19 protein-coding genes are annotated in these 15,397 nt (G+C 67.3%); 8 read left to right on the plus strand and 11 right to left on the minus strand.

The window, feature by feature from the left end:
* The first annotated feature begins 92 nt into the window (after nt 1-92).
* Both O1R50_RS03455 and O1R50_RS03460 read left to right on the plus strand, forming a co-directional pair.
* The gene (locus O1R50_RS03455; protein WP_270108469.1) at nt 93-737 is read left to right on the plus strand and encodes a TNT domain-containing protein; all 645 of its coding nucleotides are present in this window, start codon (nt 93-95) and stop codon (nt 735-737) included.
* A complete protein-coding gene (locus tag O1R50_RS03460; protein WP_270108470.1) occupies nt 734-970 on the plus strand; it encodes a hypothetical protein in 237 nt (78 codons plus the stop codon). Before O1R50_RS03455 ends, O1R50_RS03460 begins: the two co-directional genes overlap by 4 nt.
* Before the next feature lie 79 nt (nt 971-1,049).
* Here O1R50_RS03460 and O1R50_RS03465 read toward each other — a convergent pair whose 3' ends face one another.
* Complete coding sequence (locus O1R50_RS03465) at nt 1,050-1,595, minus strand: NUDIX domain-containing protein (protein ID WP_270108471.1); 546 nt, start codon at nt 1,593-1,595, stop codon at nt 1,050-1,052.
* Entirely contained in the window at nt 1,588-2,415 is an 828-nt protein-coding gene (locus tag O1R50_RS03470) for a tetratricopeptide repeat protein (RefSeq protein WP_270108472.1), read from the minus strand. Before O1R50_RS03470 ends, O1R50_RS03465 begins: the two co-directional genes overlap by 8 nt.
* 364 nt (nt 2,416-2,779) lie before the next feature.
* Here O1R50_RS03470 and O1R50_RS03475 point away from each other — a divergent pair, with 364 nt between their 5' ends.
* From O1R50_RS03475 to O1R50_RS03485, 3 genes are read left to right on the plus strand one after another with little or no spacing between them, the layout of a single operon-like run.
* Nucleotides 2,780-3,064 carry a hypothetical protein gene (locus O1R50_RS03475; protein WP_270108473.1) on the plus strand — a complete coding sequence of 95 codons (285 nt, stop codon included), beginning with the start codon at nt 2,780-2,782 and terminating at the stop codon, nt 3,062-3,064.
* A gap of 47 nt (nt 3,065-3,111) precedes the next feature.
* The gene (locus O1R50_RS03480; RefSeq protein WP_270108474.1) at nt 3,112-3,660 is read left to right on the plus strand and encodes a hypothetical protein; all 549 of its coding nucleotides are present in this window, start codon (nt 3,112-3,114) and stop codon (nt 3,658-3,660) included.
* A gap of 60 nt (nt 3,661-3,720) precedes the next feature.
* Nucleotides 3,721-4,587 (plus strand): hypothetical protein, encoded by an 867-nt coding sequence (locus O1R50_RS03485; RefSeq protein ID WP_270108475.1) that lies wholly within the window; start codon nt 3,721-3,723, stop codon nt 4,585-4,587.
* A 123-nt stretch (nt 4,588-4,710) separates the two neighbouring features.
* Here the strand turns inward: O1R50_RS03485 and O1R50_RS03490 are convergent, their stop codons facing one another.
* From O1R50_RS03490 to O1R50_RS03530, 9 genes are all read right to left on the minus strand, one after another.
* On the minus strand, nt 4,711-5,763 hold the full coding sequence (locus O1R50_RS03490; protein WP_270108476.1) for a DUF222 domain-containing protein: 1,053 nt from the start codon (nt 5,761-5,763) through the stop codon (nt 4,711-4,713).
* 377 nt (nt 5,764-6,140) lie between these two features.
* The gene (locus tag O1R50_RS03495; protein ID WP_270108477.1) at nt 6,141-6,593 is read right to left on the minus strand and encodes a MarR family winged helix-turn-helix transcriptional regulator; all 453 of its coding nucleotides are present in this window, start codon (nt 6,591-6,593) and stop codon (nt 6,141-6,143) included.
* The gene (locus tag O1R50_RS03500) at nt 6,590-7,858 is read right to left on the minus strand and encodes an FAD-dependent oxidoreductase (protein ID WP_270108478.1); all 1,269 of its coding nucleotides are present in this window, start codon (nt 7,856-7,858) and stop codon (nt 6,590-6,592) included. Before O1R50_RS03500 ends, O1R50_RS03495 begins: the two co-directional genes overlap by 4 nt.
* A 38-nt stretch (nt 7,859-7,896) precedes the next feature.
* Nucleotides 7,897-8,124: a DUF4287 domain-containing protein gene (locus O1R50_RS03505; protein ID WP_270108479.1), complete on the minus strand. Its 228-nt coding sequence runs from the start codon at nt 8,122-8,124 to the stop codon at nt 7,897-7,899.
* 75 nt (nt 8,125-8,199) lie between these two features.
* Nucleotides 8,200-9,057, minus strand: a complete 858-nt coding sequence (locus O1R50_RS03510) for an ABC transporter permease (protein ID WP_270108480.1) — start codon at nt 9,055-9,057, stop codon at nt 8,200-8,202.
* A gap of 41 nt (nt 9,058-9,098) precedes the next feature.
* A complete protein-coding gene (locus O1R50_RS03515; RefSeq protein ID WP_270108481.1) occupies nt 9,099-10,061 on the minus strand; it encodes an ATP-binding cassette domain-containing protein in 963 nt (320 codons plus the stop codon).
* A gap of 342 nt (nt 10,062-10,403) precedes the next feature.
* On the minus strand, nt 10,404-10,922 hold the full coding sequence (locus O1R50_RS03520; RefSeq protein WP_270108482.1) for an EXLDI protein: 519 nt from the start codon (nt 10,920-10,922) through the stop codon (nt 10,404-10,406).
* A gap of 163 nt (nt 10,923-11,085) precedes the next feature.
* Nucleotides 11,086-11,862, minus strand: coding sequence for a sporulation protein (locus tag O1R50_RS03525; protein WP_270108483.1), 777 nt, complete (start codon nt 11,860-11,862; stop codon nt 11,086-11,088).
* A 99-nt stretch (nt 11,863-11,961) separates the two neighbouring features.
* Nucleotides 11,962-13,257 carry a nicotinate phosphoribosyltransferase gene (locus tag O1R50_RS03530; protein ID WP_270108484.1) on the minus strand — a complete coding sequence of 432 codons (1,296 nt, stop codon included), beginning with the start codon at nt 13,255-13,257 and terminating at the stop codon, nt 11,962-11,964.
* A gap of 189 nt (nt 13,258-13,446) precedes the next feature.
* Between O1R50_RS03530 and O1R50_RS03535 the strand changes: the two genes are divergently transcribed.
* The 3 genes from O1R50_RS03535 to O1R50_RS03545 all read left to right on the plus strand — a co-directional run bounded on the left by O1R50_RS03535 (nt 13,447) and on the right by O1R50_RS03545 (nt 15,282).
* Entirely contained in the window at nt 13,447-13,929 is a 483-nt protein-coding gene (locus O1R50_RS03535; RefSeq protein WP_270108485.1) for a M67 family metallopeptidase, read from the plus strand.
* Between the two features lie 104 nt (nt 13,930-14,033).
* Complete coding sequence (locus O1R50_RS03540; protein ID WP_205327806.1) at nt 14,034-14,312, plus strand: MoaD/ThiS family protein; 279 nt, start codon at nt 14,034-14,036, stop codon at nt 14,310-14,312.
* Nucleotides 14,313-14,331: 19 nt separating this feature from the next.
* On the plus strand, nt 14,332-15,282 hold the full coding sequence (locus tag O1R50_RS03545; protein ID WP_270108486.1) for a PLP-dependent cysteine synthase family protein: 951 nt from the start codon (nt 14,332-14,334) through the stop codon (nt 15,280-15,282).
* The last annotated feature ends 115 nt before the right edge of the window (nt 15,283-15,397 follow it).

Genomic DNA, 15,397 nt, shown 5'->3' on the forward strand with positions numbered 1-15,397 from the left:
GAACCTCCGCCGACCCGCCAAGCGGCTCTAACCGCCCCATCGGCGGCAGCGGCCCCCCACCGATGGGCATCACGAGCCTCCACGCCTCAACCATGAAAGCCATCGAGGCAGCCAAACCCAGGCTGGCCATCACCGCCCAACCACACGGCACGACGCCGGGGAGCGCGCCCTCCGACCCCAGTGGCAACCTTCCAACCACTCCAAGTACCGGGGAGACTTCCGGACTGGTGAACCTCAACGGCGTTCCCGATGTTGTCGTCTCGGCTTTGGATCTTTCAAACATCGGTGAGCTACATGCAGAGTGGATGAGTACAAATGAACTGAGGAGTCAGACATCGTATGAGGGAGGAGGAGATCGAGACACGCCACCTATTGAAGGCGGCGATCCATCGCAGATAAACTGGCCACATCCAGCGGGAGCCCTCGGCCCAATTGCAACTGTTACACTGCCTAAAGGAACTACATTCGACCGGTATGGTTCTGATGGTGGCGACTATGTTTCTCCTGTAGGCGTGCCATACGAACAACGTGCATTGCCACCGGCAAATGCACAGAGTAACTACACCACATTCACTTTGAATGAGGATCTACCCGGAGTAAAGGTATCGGTTATTGCGCCCTGGTTCGGCGCAGAAGGAATGGGAGTGCAATACCAGCTTCCGGCTCGAGCATTCGAACTTCTTCAGAAGGATGCAGACGGAAACTCCATCATAACGGCAACGAATAGGGATGAATGATGAAGAAAGAACAACTCGCGCATAAGCTTCAAGAAGCAGGTGTAAATGAGACTACTTACTGGCTTGATGGCGGTCTGCCATCGGAAAGATACACTCTCGAAGAGAGGCCGGAGGGTTGGGCAATCTACTATGCTCAACGAGGTGAACGAGCTTATGAAGAAGTGTTCGCTTCGGAAGAAGAGGCGTGCAACGCATTTTTTGAGAGAATCATGAGCGACCCAACTACTCACTGAGCCTCTTAAATTCGGGGCAAGCGCTGCAGCGCGATCTCGGCCTCGATGCCGGTTCGGTACGCGGAGTCGCGAGACAACCCTACCTATCCGACGCCTGCGCGGGTTCGGGGTTCTTGCCGTTCTGCAGATAGATCGCGGCAGTCGGTGATCGTTCTGCGGCCTGGAGCGAGGAGGCGAGTCGAGGGCGTGCACGTGGTCGGAGTCGTTGCTGCGCATCGGTGAGAGTGCAGAACGAATATTGGTCGACTTCCTTGCCATCAAGGTGAATGATGGCATCGGTTGAAATCCGGCCGCCGTCGAAGATAAAGGCGAGGAGGTCGTCCCAGGGGCCGTGCGGGGGCACCCATTCCACGCACAGGAGCCTGCCGATCTCGATGCCGATACCGAGCTCTTCGTTGATCTCGCGCCGGGCGGCGTCGGCGGGGGATTCGTTCGCTTCGCACATGCCGCCGGGGAGGTCCCAGCCGGGTTTGTAGGTGGGTTTGACCAGGAGGATGCGGCCTGCGGGGTCGCGGATGAGGACGTCGGCGCTGACACGTTTGCGGGCTTGGGTGGCGTTGCCTTCGGCGAGGTGGGCTTCCCAGGCGGCTGGGTCCCGTTCCCACAGCGGTGCTGAGTCAGTCATGTGCACTCCCGGGCTCCAAGGTGCGGGCGAGCGCGCTCTGGTGTTGCTGGAGGAAGTCAGCGACATCGGGCGCTGCATGGAACCGAGCAAGCTTGTCGGCGATGCGGTGGAGCTGCCCGGCCACCAGTGCGGAGGAGAGCTGTCCCGTAGCCGCCAGGACGGCGGTGGCGAGTTGGCTGGCTGGTTCGGGTTCGCGTCTGGCGAGATGGATGTCGGCGAGGGCGAGTTGCCCGAAGGCGCGGCTGCGCGCCCGGGAGGGCGGGCGGTGCTCGATGACGCGTCGGGCTTGGCGTTCGGCTTCGGTGAGGTCGCCGAGCTGGCGGAAGCAGCGGGCGGCTTCGGAGGCGAGGGAGCCGTGGTCGAAGTCGCTGGTCCACGGCGAAAGTGGTTCACCGATACCACCGGACGCGGCTACCAGGGTCTCTGCGGCGCGTAGGTGTTCCCAGCAGGCGGTACGGTTGCCCGCCATGGCGGCGCTGCGGGCGAGCATGGCGTGGAGTCGGGCTCGTATCGCGGTGTGCGAGTGCCACTTCGTGATGGTCTTGCCTCCGGCTTGTCCGTACGCGGCGGCTCGGCGGCTATCGCCCCGGCTGAGTGACAGGTGGGCGAGGCTGGCGTAGATGTGGGCGGTCAGTTGATGGTCGCCGCTGACTGAGGCGAGTTCGAGAGCGCGGCGGAAGTGCTGTTCGGCGGTGGTGTCGTCGCCGGCGTCGTGGGCCATCCATCCGGCCATCTCGGTGAGCCCCGCTGCGGCGGAGAAGAGCAGGTCCTGCAGGGCTTCCTCGGTGATCTTCAGTGCTGCCGCGAGGTCTGGTCGCATGCACGGTTGCGGGTCGGACTTCCCCGCTTCCCATCGCCCGTTGACTTTTCAACGCCGAGTTCGTGGGCGAGGCGTTCTTGCGAGTAGCCGACCGCTGATCGCCTTCGCGCGAGACCGTCGCGTTTCCGTCCCATGTGTACGCCTCCGCGCTTGGTAGGGAGCCCGATGTTACCCCAGGTGGGGGCCGGTGGTGCAACCGTGATGCATACAGGATGCCTACCCGATGCTCTCGTGTCCCATGGGTTTTCACGGTTCTATGAACGTACGCGCTGTGCACGGCGCGGCGGTGGGCGGAGCCCGGTAGCTAGGGAGCACTGGTGGGCTCCGGGTTTCCGTCCACCGCACCATGCGAAAGGGGGAGCTCATGAGGAGAAGCAGCCAGGAACACACCACGGACCTGTTCCAGCGGCTCGGCGAAGTCACGATCGCTGCGCGCCCGGCAGCCGTGCTCTGGCCCGGGCGCGGGGACGCGGTCGCCATCGACTTCCTCGACAACGGCCACCGATACGCGGCCGCCTACCGCCTCGACGGCGCCGCACGGCTCGATCCCCAACCCCGCTACGAGGATCTGCACGACCAACAGCATCTGGATGCACTGCTCGTGAACCTCATCGGGCTTTGGTCCAGGCGCTGGAGGACGGGCTCATGAACCCGGGCACGCGTTCGGCGCGGCGACTGGAAGCGAAGGAGCTCGTTATGGACGGTGTTGAACATGCCCGCGGCAGGATCGCCATCGGGCGCTTCCGCTTGCAGCACAGAATCATCGAGGTCACCGTCGAAGCCGAAGTGCTCGGCGCGACCGCATGGTTGACGCGAATCGAACCGACCCCGGTCCACGAGCTCGGGTACCTGGTCGAACTGCATACCGACGTCCCGCGCCTGCATCTGTATCGAGCTGAATGGTCGCCCGAGCTCCGTGCCGCAGCCAAAGACGAAGTTCACGCGATTTGGAACGCGGCCGTCGCCTCCGCGGCCATCGAGCCGCGCCCGGTGAACACGACCCTCGTCCCCCTGGGCCAGGCCACCATCGACGACCAACGCGTCAACTTCGTTTGGGCGACCGTGGCCGACACGATCCTCGTCGACTTCGCCGACACCGAACCCCGTCGTATCGGCACCGTCCTCATACATGGCCGCGAGGAACCAGCGTTCATCTCCCAACCCGAGCATCACGCCTGGGCCAAGGAAGGCGACCGCATCGCACGGATCATTTCGGCGTCCGCCAAGTACTACAGCGAACTCTGAGTCCGCACCAGCAAGTGTCTGGGGGTTGAGATCATCGCAGGCATCGTTCACGATTGCTGAATGCAACAGAACGTCGAGTTCGAACCCGGTGAGCTCTGGGGGTACCGCGCTCGGTCACGCGACGAGCTGGCGTGCGTGAAGGTGCTGAAGGTCGGCACCAAGCGTCCGGCCCGACTCAAAATCAAGTTCCTAGAAGATGAACATGAGGGGCGCGAGGACTGGGTACCGCCGTCGCGGCTGAAAGTACGTTGGGAGGATCGAGCGGGCTTCTTCGAGGCAGAGCGGCGCTGGCACGCGGTCGAAGACGCGTCCGCCGAAGCCGTCGACACCATCGAGGCCAAGACGTGCACCCTGATCTTCGATCACCTCAAGGCCCTTCACTACATTGATTGGCGGTCAGCCGACCGCAGAGCGGTGCTGTGGACGGATGATCTCGACACCTTCGAGGCTGAGACTGGTCTCAAGCGCGAGGATTTCCTGTCATATCCGGCGGCGTTCAGCGAGGATGGCCAGATCGTGGCCCCCTGGCCCGCGCTGAGGGTCGCCGCCCAAGCACTGGCGCGCGCGAACGCCGAGAAGCTCCTTGATCTCGCCGACCAAGAAGAACGGGACCGGCCACGCCGAGCCATATACGGCCAGCGCTACCCGTCGCGCTCAGGAGGCCTATACATCGACCCTGAAATCTGCATCGAGACTGACCGCGAGTACGCCCCGCAATGGGAGATGCTGCGAACCTGGTGTGGCGCAGAGATTCAAGAGCGACGGAGTGGGCTGGCCGAGCTCCGGGGTGAGGTAGCCCGCCTTTCGGGACTGGTGGAGGAAGCCATCACCGAGCTCGACAAAGCAGGCAGCCGAAGAACGGCCAGACATCTCGAGGCCGAGCTCGGCGTCCCCTTGGATCTCATCCGAGCTTCACGGAAGACTTGATCATCGAACTCTGTTGGCTTCGTGCCGGAGCCATGGGGAGGCCCGTGCCAGCCGCGGTATTCAGTGCAAAATGCCCATGATAAGGTTGTTTACCTGCGGAAACGCGGTTAGTGAAACTGTCGCCTACGGGCCGTCGGGTTGCTCGAGTTCGAGTTTGCGGCGGAGGGCGGTGTTGGGGAGGCGCTCGGCGCGGCCCAGTTCGACTGCTTCGCCGGTGCGGTAGTTGAAGACGGCGGGGATGATGGCGGCTTCGCAGGCGAGGAGCCGGGCGCGGGCGGGACTGATCGGCTGGCCTTCCAGGAGCGGGGTGCGGCCGGTGTCGCGGCCCTGCAGCGTCTCGATGTCCACCACCAGGTTGAGGGTGGCGGTGTGCCCGTGCCGGGTCGATGCCTGCGGGGAGGCGCCGTAGCCGGCGAGGAGCTGGTGCAGGGCTTCGGCGTGGCGGTTGGCTTGCGGGGGCAGGATGCCGTCGGTGTCGGTCTCGTCTTGGCGGGGCGGGGGGCAGGCGGTCTTGAGGTACTTCTCCAGCAGCCGCCCGGTCGCGTCCGAGAGTTGGCCTTCCAAGGCCCACATGCCGTTGTGCTGCGGGGTCAGGTCGAGGCGCTGCATGGACTGCTGCCCGAGTTCGTCGAGCAGTTCGGTCGCTTCGGCGATGGAGGCCCACAGTTCGTCGAGGTGGCGGCGCAGGTCCTTGAAGGTGGCATGCGCGCAGTACTCGGTGACCATCGCTTCGGGGGTGGTGCACAGAGTCTGGGGGTCGAAGGGGGAGGGGACTGGGTTCTTGAAGGGGGTGCGGGCGAAGTGGCGCATGGCCGTGGTCTGGTCGAGCTGGCGGACCGCGAAGGCGACCTGGTCGATTCTGGCTTTCCCGGTCGTCGCCGCCTCAGCGAGCACACGGAACTTCCCTGAAAGGCGGGCGATGGCCGCGATGGCGCCTGCGGTGTTGAACGTGAAGTCGAACTGGGAGACCAGGAGGTCGCGGAGGGCGGAGAAGCCGAACTCGGAGCGGTGCAGGCCCTGCTCTTTCATCGCGATCACTGCCGAGAGCACTTGGGCGTGCTGGGTGTTGATGGCGGCGGCGGCTGCGTCGAGGGTGGAGCGGATAGCCGCTGCCTGGGAGGGCCGGTCGGAGGCCAGGGGAGGGACGGGGTTCGGGGTGGTGGTGCAGTGGCTCATGGGTCCTTTCGCCTCCCTTCCTGTTCTCGAATGTCCTGCCGGTTTTCGCTTTCGTGTTCGTAGTTCAATAGTGACAGGTCGGCTGCTTGGCGCCATCACCCAATGGGGTGAACATTCCATGAGGGACATTCACGGAGGCCTCCAGACCGCCTGGGGCGCAGGACAAGCCGGGAGAAGCTCGGACCTCCGCCGCGCTATCTCCGCGCTGCCAGGCTGCCGCATGGCACACACCCTTTGTCGCTGCCCGCTTGAACCGCGCACGAATCAGACCCCACAGCCGAACAGAAGCCCCGCCCAACCAACCACCGCTTCGTCGCTGCCAGCTTGAACGCCGGACCGATCAGGCCGGGCAGCCGGTCCTCCGCGCCGAACGGTGGCTACCGCAGCCGCTCGAGCTGGGCCGTGTAGATCTCGCCCATGGCCTGCTGATGCCTCGTCAGGAAGGCGAGCTCCTCCTCGCTGTACGCGCCGACCAGTTCGGCCACCTGCTCGCCGAACGGCGCGTACAACTCCGCTCCCTGTTGCAGCGCTTCGGGTTCGGGAGTCACGATGACCCGGCGGCGGTCGTCCGGGTCGCGTTCGGCGCGGAGGTAGCCCGCGTTCTGGAGGCGCCGGATCATGCTCGTGATCGCACCCGTAGTGAGTCCGGTCTGCTCGGCCAGCTGCCCTGCGGTCGCCGATCCGCTCTCAATCAGGAAGTCGAGGCATTCCATGTCCGTCACAGTGAGTCCCAGCTCGGCCGCGACCGCGGTGCGGAACATCAGCGACAGCCGCGACTCCTGCCGTCCGCTCGCCAAGTACCCGCCCACGGCCGCCTCGCGAGGACTCACCCCGTCGGCACCAGCGGTCGGTGCAGGCTCGGCAGCAGCTTGAGCATCACCCATTTCTGCACCCCCTTGCTTCCGGTCAATCGGCGCATCATGCCCTCGGCCATGTCGACGGCCTTGAACGCGTAGGGGATCATCTCGTCGCGGTACGCGGCGAGCGCGTCGTCGATCGCGCTCGGCGACCCCCCGGTCTCGTACGCGGCCACCAGCTTAGCGCCGAGCAGCGACGCGTCCCGCAAAGCGGTGTTGCCGCCGTGGGCGCCGAATGGAGGCATGGCGTGGACCGCGTCGCCCATCACGGCGGCGTTCGGGATCGCCCACGGTTCGGGGCGTCGGCCGACCGCGAAGTGGCTGAGGATGGTCGCCTCAGGGTCGGCCGCGCTGATGAGGCGGCGGACGGCCGGGTGGTAGTCGGCGGCGATGGCCTCGGCGAGGCGGTGCAGGGCGGGCGCGTCGTTCCAGGCGGTGCCCGCGGGGATGTCGGACTGGGGCATCACGACGCCCCACATGACGTAGTCCCCGACGTCGACGACCGGCGCGCCCGGGACGCGTTCGGCGAAGGCGGCCTTCGGGTCCTGCGAGAACTCCATGGCGGTGAAGAACACGGCGCGGCCGCTGCGGCCGCCGAGGGAGAGGACGCCGCTGCGGTCGAGTTCGGCCGGGAGGACGCGGCTGCCGCCCTGCACCAGGGGAGTGCGGCCGTAGATCCCGGCGACGCCGCTGTCGGCGGGGCCGCCGCCGGGCAGGATCTGGTCACGCAGCGCGGAGCCGATGCCGTCGGCGGCGATCACGACCCGGGCGGTCACCGAGGCGCCGTCCTCGAAACGCAGCCGGGTGGCACCCGAACCGGTTTCGATCGCGGCCGCTTTGCGGCCGTAGTGGACTCGATCCTCGAGGCCGACGAGGAGGATCGAACGCAGGACCTGGCGGTCCATCTGGCGCTCGCCGTCCTCGGTCTCCTCGAAGGTGAGCTTGAAGGCCTCGCGGAGGTGCTGGTTCGTGAAGCGGAAGTACCCGCCGGAGCGGCCCGCGACGGCCACGGCGAGGTCGTAGAGGTGCGCCGGGAGGCTCTCGCGGAGCGCGCCGAGGCCGTCCGCGTCGACGGTGATGCGGTAGCCCTGGGGGCGGGCGAACGGAGCGGCGTCGCGCTCGTAGACCTGCGCGTCGATGCCATTGCGGCGCAGGTACTGCGCCAGGCACAGGCCCGAAAGGCCCGCGCCGACGATCGCCACGGAGGTGCCGGTGTGGTTCAGGTTCGTCCTCGTCATGAGATTATCTTACTCATTAAGATAATCTCATGCAAGTGCTAGGCGCCTTCGTACGCCGGCCACTTGCCCGGGTTGCGGTAGTAGGTGACCAGGGCGGTGGCGTGGCCATGGCCCATGCCGTGCTCGGTCTTGAGCCATTCGACCTGCGGCTTGTGGCCGTCGATGCCGCACGCGGCGAGGTCGGCGAGCCAGTCCGCGATCGGGCGGCCGTACGTCTTCTCGATGGAGGGGAAGTACGCGGCGGGGCCTTTGGGCTGGGTGGTCATGGCGGTTCCTCCTGCGGTCGGTGTCGCCCGTGTAGACGACGGCGCCCTTCAGGATTCATCGCGCGGTGGCATCTGTCACGGGAACCCCGAAGGGCGGGGCGCGGGCGCGGGCCGCCCGGGGGGGGGGGGGGGGGGTGTGGGGGGCGGGGAGGGGTTGTTGAACTTCTTCTTCGAGATCACGTAGCCCAGCAGCGCGAAGGCCAGCGACCAGGCGATCGTCAGGACCAGGTCCACGCCGTCGACCGCGTTGGCGAACAGGAGCGCCCGGACGACCTCGATGAACGGGGTGAAGGGCTGGTACTCGGCGAAGTACTGGACCACGGTGGGCATCGAGTCGGTGGGGACGAAGGCGGAGCCGAAGAACGGCAGCAGCATCAGCGGCATCGGGGTGTTCGACGCCTCTTCGACCGTCTTGGCGGCCATGCCGAGTCCGACGGTGAGCCAGGTCAGGCCGAACGAGATCAGCAGCAGCACACCGGCGAGGCCGAGCCAGCCGAGCGCATCGGTCTCGGGGCGGAAGCCGATCGCCACGGCGACGCCGAGCGTGACGGCGATGCACAGGAACGACTGGATGACCGAGGCGATCACGTGTCCGGTGAGGACGGAGACCCGGGCGATCGACATGGTGCGGAAGCGGTCGATGATGCCTTCGGTCATGTCCATCGCGACGCTGATCGCGGTGCCCTGCACGGCGGCGACGATCGCCATCAGGAGCATGCCGGGCGTCAGGTAGGTCAGGTACGCCTCGCGGCCGCCGGTCGGGCCGCCGAGGCCGTCGCCGATCGTCCCGCCGAAGACGTAGACGAACAGGAGCAGGAAGACCACCGGCATGCCGACGAGCATGAGGGTCAGCGACGGGTAGCGGAGCATGTGCTTGAACTGGCGGCGCAGCATCGTGGAGGTGTCGGAAACGGAATAGGCGAGGGTGCTCATCGGAGTTCTCCTTGTGGGCGTTGCGAAAAGGTTCAGGTGGGTTACGCGGCGGCGGCCGCGGCTTCGAGGTTCGCGGTGTGGCCGGTGAGCGTCAGGAAGACGTCGTCGAGGTCCGGCGTGTGCACCGTGAGCTCGTCGACCTCGATGCCCTCGCGGTCGATGGTGTCGAGGATCCTGCGCAGCGAGTCGACCGAGCCGTCCGAGGCGACCTGGACGCCGAGCGGGTCCGTGTCCGAGACGGTGGCGGCGAGGATCCGCACGGCCTGCTCGACCTGGTCGCCGCGGCGGAGGCGGAGCTTGACGTGGCCGCCGGGGACGAGCCGCTTGAGCTCCTCGGGCGTGCCTTCGGCGACGATCTTGCCGCCGTCGAGGACCGCGATCTTGTCGGCCAGCTCGTCGGCCTCCTCGAGGTACTGCGTGGTGAGGAAGATCGTGGTGCCGCCCTTGACGAGCTCGCGGATGATCGACCAGACGACGCGGCGGCCGGCCGGGTCGAGGCCGGTGGTCGGCTCGTCCAGGAAGATCACCTTCGGGTCGCCCATGAGGCACATGGCGATGTCGAGGCGGCGCTTCATGCCGCCGGAGTAGGTCGACGGGACGCGCCTGGCGGCGTCCAGCAGGTCGAACCGCTCGAGCAGGTCCTCGGTGCGGCGCTTGGTCTCCGCCTTGCCCAGGTGGTGGAGCCGGCCCATGAGGTGAAGGTTCTCGCGGCCGGTGAGCAGGCCGTCGACGGCCGCGAACTGGCCGGTGACGCCGATGCTCTTGCGCACCGCGTCGGCGTCGCCGACCACGTGGTTGCCGTGGATGAACGCGTCGCCGCCGCTGGCGGGGATCAGGGTGGTGAGGATGTTGACCGTGGTGGTCTTGCCGGCGCCGTTGGGGCCGAGCAGGGAGAAGATGGTGCCTTCGGGGACGGAGATGTCGATGCCGCCGAGGACGGACTTCTCGCCGTAGGACTTGGTGAGGTTCCGGGCTTCGATGGCGATGGGCTGCTGGGTGTTCATCGTTCCTCGTTTCGTGTCTTCGCGGGCTGCGGTGGTTCCGGTTCGGTTTCCCTCGCCGGGCATGTGAGTACTTTGGCCGGGGCCGCTGACATGGCGCTGACATCGACCTGACGTGGTGACAGGTCCGGTGAAAGCCGGTGCGGCGGTGGGTAGAGCGTGAGCACCATTCCAAGGTCGAACACGGTTTCACCTCGATGTTCAGGGACGGTGACAGTACAATGTGGACTGTCAGTAGGCAGGGCTCCGCCCCGGCGGGTGTGCGGTGCAGAGGGTGCGGCCGACTACCGGGACGTGCCCGGGACCGCTGGTGATGTCTTCGAGTGCGCTTGCGGCGCAGCGGGTCTAGATGTCGAGGTCCTGCACCGGCGGCGCCTCCGCGGTGGCGGCGACCATCTGGTACAGCTCTTCAGGGATCTTCGCTTTGAGCTCGTCGAGCGTCTCGACCACTTCGAGCGTGGCGTCCCCGTAGTTCATGGCGTAGCTCTGCTCGCCGAAGCCGAGGAGCTTGCGCCAGCCCGTCTCGTTCGTCTCGTGCACGAAGTCGGGCGTCTTCTCGACGTGGATCACGAACTTGCCCGAACGCGAGCGGTAGACCCGGTAGATCTCCGCCTTCTTCTCGTTCGAGCGGACCCATTCGCCGAGCTTGACGCCGGTGAAGCGCTGGCGCTGCCGCTTGCGGCCGGTGCCCGGGCCGACGGGGACGGTGATCTCCTCGTAGCCCTCCAGGCGACCCTCCTCGGCGTCGACGTAGCGCTTGAGCGCCGTCGAGATCGCCTTGGAGAGGTTGCCTCCCGCGAGTTCCTGCGCTCGGGTGTAGAGGGGCAGGTCCTTGTCGGCGACGTAGATCGTCTTGTTGGGCATGACGGCATCTTAACCTCCTTCCAGGGGCTGTCCTTGGTATACGTAGAGACTATACGTATACGTAGAACATGTGCAAGTCCGGGCCCGGAATTCTTCAGCGGCAACGCCGAAGGGCGGCCCCGCGACGCATCGCGGAACCGCCCTCCAAGGCCTCTAGCTGGTCTTACGCGCCCTTCTGGGCCAGCAGCTGGGTCAACTGCGCCTTCACGGTCTCCGTCACATCGCCCGGCTCGGCCGTCGGCAGCGAGAAGCGGATCGTCGAGTTCAAGTCCGGAGCCAGCAGCTCCGCCGAGTTGTCCGCCGCGAACACCACATCCGTGTTCGCCTCGCCGACCACGAACACGACCTCCAGCTCCCGGACCCGGCCGTGGAACTCGCCCTCGGTCGCCCAGAACTCGACCTCCTGGTAGAACGGCACCGTCGCACCCTGGATCGTGCCCAGCTCCAAGTCGGTCTCCTGGAACGCGAAGCCCAAGGCCTCCAGCGCCTCCCAGACCGCCTTGTGCACCGGCAGCGCCTCGACCGTCAGCCAGTCCAGGTCGCCCTTGTCCAGCGCCTGGTCCAGCGACAGGTGCGTCGAGACCCCGAGCTTCATGCCGCCCACCAGCGGACGCTGCTCGACGTTGTTGAACGGCGTCTCCCAAGGCACCTGCACCTCGAACGCGATCGGGTGGGCAGTGCCCTTCGCGAGGTCGAACTTGCCCGAGATCTCGGTCTTGAAGTAGTCGTGCACGACGCCGGCCGCGTCCTCGCCCTTGCTGTCGTCCTCGACCAGGGCGGTGAACTCGATCTCGACGCTCTCCACCGCGGCATCCACTTCGGCGCCGGAGATCCGCACCTCGCCCTTGAGGACACCGCCGGGGACGACGTGCTTCTCATGCAGGAGCGTGTCGACTTGGATGCCACTACCGAGAATGGCCTTGAGCTTGCTGAACACCATTGGGGCGGTTCCTTTCGGGGAGGATCGCAGGTACTACGAAGGCGCGGGGGGTGGGAACGCGGACAGGGGCATTCGCATCGTATCCCGAAAGCCCTGCGGCTACGCGCCCCCGTGCAGCTGCACCACCGGGATGGCGGGATCGCCCGGGGAGAGTTTCAGCCCCTCCCAAGGGATCGAGATGAGCCGCTGACGCAGCAGCTCCCGCGACTCCTCCAACGTCGGCTGCGGCGCGAGCTCGCCGCCCTGGAACAGCGGCACCTGAAGCCGCTTGTCGCCCGGCTGCGCCTCGGGCTCCCCCTGGGAGACCACCACTTCCTCCGTCGCCGTGCCCGTCGGCTTGTGACGGCGCACCGCGATCTTGCGACCCCCGTTGGTGCCCTTGTGCTCCGAGCGCTTCGCTACCGGGCGACCCTCCACTTCGACCAGTTTGTAGACCAGCTGCGCCGTCGGCGCACCCGAGCCCACCACGACCGCCGTACCCGCCCCGTAAATGTCCACAGGGGCCGCCGCCAGCGCCGCGATCGAGAACTCGTCGAGGTCGCCCGAGACCACGATCTTCGTGTCGTGCGCACCCAGCTCGTCGAGGAGCTCCCGAGCGCCAGTGGCCATCACGTCGAGATCGCCCGAGTCGATGCGGATGGCGCGCAGCCGCGGCCCGGCCGCCTCGATCGCGTTGCGGATGCCCTGCGTGATGTCGTACGTGTCCACCAGCAGCGTCGTGTCGGTCCCGAACGCGTCGATCTGCGCCTGGAACGCCTCGATCTCGGACTTGTGGAGCAGCGTGAACGCGTGCGCGCTCGTGCCCGAGGTCGGCACCTTGTAGCGGCGCCCCGCCTCGAGGTTGGAGGTCGCGACGAACCCGGCCAGATACGCGGCCCGGGACGCGGCGATCGCGGCGGCCTCATGCGTGCGGCGCGAGCCCATCTCCAGGATCGGGCGGCCGCGCGCGGCCGTGACCATGCGGGCGGCGGCGCTGGCGATCGCGCTGTCGTGGTTGAGGATCGAGAGGGTCAGCGTCTCGAGGAGCACGCACTCGGCGAACGTCCCGGAGACGGTGACGATGGGGGAGCCGGGGAAGTAGAGCTCCCCCTCGGCGTAGACGTCGATGTCGCCTTTGAAGCGGTAGTCGGCGAGCCATTCGGCCGTCGACTGCTTGATGACCCCGCGGGAGGTGAGGTCGTCGAGGTCGCTGTCCTCGAAGCGGAAGCGCTCGATGGCCTCGGAGAGGCGGCCGATCCCGGCGACGACGCCGTAGCGGCGGCCGGTGGGCAGGCGGCGGCCGAAGACCTCGAAGACGCACGGCAGCTCCGCGGTGCCGTCGCGGAGGGCCGCTTCGAGCATCGTGTACTCGTAGTGGTCGGTGTACAGGGGTGTGCGCGGCAACGTGACGGACATACCGGCGAGCCTAATGCACCTGGCGGACGAACGGACCCCGCGCGCGAGCGGTGTTCACACCCGCCCGTTTATTCCCTCCCGGCGCAGGTCGCGGCCGTGCCAATGGGCGGCACGCAAGCTTTGCCGGGCATGTCTCACGCTCTGAGCGAGGGCTTCTGGGCTCCTCGCGCCGCGTGTACGCTTGCTTGCGTGTTGCGGATCGCGCATGAACTGGTCGAGGCGATGGTCGCGCACGCCCGGGCTGACCACCCCGACGAGGCGTGCGGTCTCATCGCGGGCCCCGAGGGCACGGGAGCGCCGAAGAGGCACATCCCGATGATCAACGCTGCCCGCTCCACCACCTTCTACGAGTTCGACTCGGAGGAGTGGAAGCAGGTCTACGACCAGATGTGGGACAACGACGAGGAAGTCGTCGTGGCCTACCACTCGCACACCCACACCGAGGCCTACCCTTCGCGCTCCGACGCGGGGATCGCCTCGCAGCTGGGTCTGCCGGGCGCGCACTACGTGCTGGTGACGACCAAGGACCCGGACGTGGCCGAGGTCCGATCGTTCCGCATCGCCGACGAGGTGATCACCGAGGAGCCCATCGAGGTGACCGGTGCGCCGGAGGCGGTGCAGAGCTACAAGTTCGCGCACACCCCCGACTCGACGGTCTACGACTGTTCCTGAGTTCCCGCCGGGCCCGGCCCGGCGTTCGTCATGCAGTACCCGCTGCGAGTCAGACACATCGACGGCCCCTGCCGGGCTGTTCCGAGAATCGAAGGAAATCCATCATGTCCGTTGAAGTCCGCGTCCCCACCATCCTCCGCACCCACACCGGCGGCCAGAAGCTCGTCACGGGCGAGGGCGACACCCTCGCGAAGCTGTTCGACAGCCTCGACGCCCAGCACGCCGGCCTCAAGGGCCGCGTCGTGACCGACGAGGGCACCCTGCACCGCTTCGTGAACGTGTACATCAACGACGAGGACGTCCGCTTCATCGGCGGCCTCGACGCGGCGCTCGCCGACGGCGACCAGGTGACCATCCTCCCCGCCGTCGCGGGCGGCATGTAGTTCGGAGAAGGGACTGGCCGTGGCACGCTTCACGGACATCACCGCGACGCTCGGCGACACGCCGCTCGTCGGACTCCCGCGGCTCTCGCCCTCGCCCGACATCCGGCTCTGGGTGAAGCTCGAGGGCGCGAACCCGACCGGCTCGGTCAAGGACCGGGTGGCCGCCAAGATGATCGAGGCCGCCGAGGACGACGGGCTCCTGAAACCGGGCGCGACGATCCTCGAACCGACCTCGGGCAACACCGGCATCGCCGTGGCGATGCTGGCGCGCCGCAAGGGCTACAAGCTCATCGCGGTCATGCCCGAGAACACCTCGCTGGAGCGGCGGCAGCTGCTGACCGCGTTCGGCGCCGAGATCGTGTTCTCACCGGCGGCGGGCGGCTCGAACGCGGCCGTCGCGAAGGCCCGGCTCATGGCCGCCGAGCGTCCCGACCTGGTGATGCTCAACCAGTACGCGAACCCGGCGAACGCGGCAGCGCACTACGAGGGCACCGGCCCTGAGCTGCTGCGCGACCTCCCGGAGATCACGCACTTCGTGGCCGGGCTCGGGACGACGGCGACGCTCATGGGCGTCGGCCGGTACCTGCGCGAGCAGGCGCCGGGCGTGCAGATCGTGGCGGCCGAGCCGCGGTACGGCGAGCTGGTCTACGGGCTGCGGAACCTGGACGAGGGGTTCGTGCCGGAGCTGTACGACGAGAAGGTCCTCGACCGGCGGTTGTCGGTCGGCACCGAGGACGCGCTGCGTCGCACCCGGGAGATCTTGAGCGAGGAGGGCCTGTTCGTGGGGCTTTCCACGGGCGCGGTGCTGCACGCGGGGCTCGCGCTGGCGCGCGAGGCCGCGAAGGCGGGGCGGCCCGCGGACATCGCGATGCTGGTCGCCGACGGCGGCTGGAAGTACCTGTCGACGGGCGCGTACTCGGACGGCCTGGACGACGCGGCGAACGCCCTCGACGGCCAGGTCTGGGCGTAGGGCCGCGCCCGGACGGAACAGCGAACGGCCGGGCCGCGCGAGAGCGCGGCCCGGCCGCGTTGGTGGGGCGGGGGCCCCCCCCCGGGGCGGGGGGGGGGGGGGTGACGGCCCCCCG

It is taken from the genome of Glycomyces luteolus (assembly GCF_027622875.1).
Classification (GTDB): domain Bacteria; phylum Actinomycetota; class Actinomycetes; order Mycobacteriales; family Micromonosporaceae; genus Glycomyces; species Glycomyces luteolus.

Coding starts and splice junctions, on each gene's coding strand:
- O1R50_RS03455 (WP_270108469.1), top strand. CDS start 93: ATGAAAGCCATCGAGGCAGCCAAACCCAGGCTGGCCATCACCGCCCAA.
- O1R50_RS03460 (WP_270108470.1), top strand. CDS start 734: ATGATGAAGAAAGAACAACTCGCGCATAAGCTTCAAGAAGCAGGTGTA.
- O1R50_RS03465 (WP_270108471.1), bottom strand. CDS start 1,595: ATGACTGACTCAGCACCGCTGTGGGAACGGGACCCAGCCGCCTGGGAA.
- O1R50_RS03470 (WP_270108472.1), bottom strand. CDS start 2,415: ATGCGACCAGACCTCGCGGCAGCACTGAAGATCACCGAGGAAGCCCTG.
- O1R50_RS03475 (WP_270108473.1), top strand. CDS start 2,780: ATGAGGAGAAGCAGCCAGGAACACACCACGGACCTGTTCCAGCGGCTC.
- O1R50_RS03480 (WP_270108474.1), top strand. CDS start 3,112: ATGGACGGTGTTGAACATGCCCGCGGCAGGATCGCCATCGGGCGCTTC.
- O1R50_RS03485 (WP_270108475.1), top strand. CDS start 3,721: ATGCAACAGAACGTCGAGTTCGAACCCGGTGAGCTCTGGGGGTACCGC.
- O1R50_RS03490 (WP_270108476.1), bottom strand. CDS start 5,763: ATGAGCCACTGCACCACCACCCCGAACCCCGTCCCTCCCCTGGCCTCC.
- O1R50_RS03500 (WP_270108478.1), bottom strand. CDS start 7,858: ATGACGAGGACGAACCTGAACCACACCGGCACCTCCGTGGCGATCGTC.
- O1R50_RS03505 (WP_270108479.1), bottom strand. CDS start 8,124: ATGACCACCCAGCCCAAAGGCCCCGCCGCGTACTTCCCCTCCATCGAG.
- O1R50_RS03510 (WP_270108480.1), bottom strand. CDS start 9,057: ATGAGCACCCTCGCCTATTCCGTTTCCGACACCTCCACGATGCTGCGC.
- O1R50_RS03515 (WP_270108481.1), bottom strand. CDS start 10,061: ATGAACACCCAGCAGCCCATCGCCATCGAAGCCCGGAACCTCACCAAG.
- O1R50_RS03520 (WP_270108482.1), bottom strand. CDS start 10,922: ATGCCCAACAAGACGATCTACGTCGCCGACAAGGACCTGCCCCTCTAC.
- O1R50_RS03525 (WP_270108483.1), bottom strand. CDS start 11,862: ATGGTGTTCAGCAAGCTCAAGGCCATTCTCGGTAGTGGCATCCAAGTC.
- O1R50_RS03530 (WP_270108484.1), bottom strand. CDS start 13,257: ATGTCCGTCACGTTGCCGCGCACACCCCTGTACACCGACCACTACGAG.
- O1R50_RS03540 (WP_205327806.1), top strand. CDS start 14,034: ATGTCCGTTGAAGTCCGCGTCCCCACCATCCTCCGCACCCACACCGGC.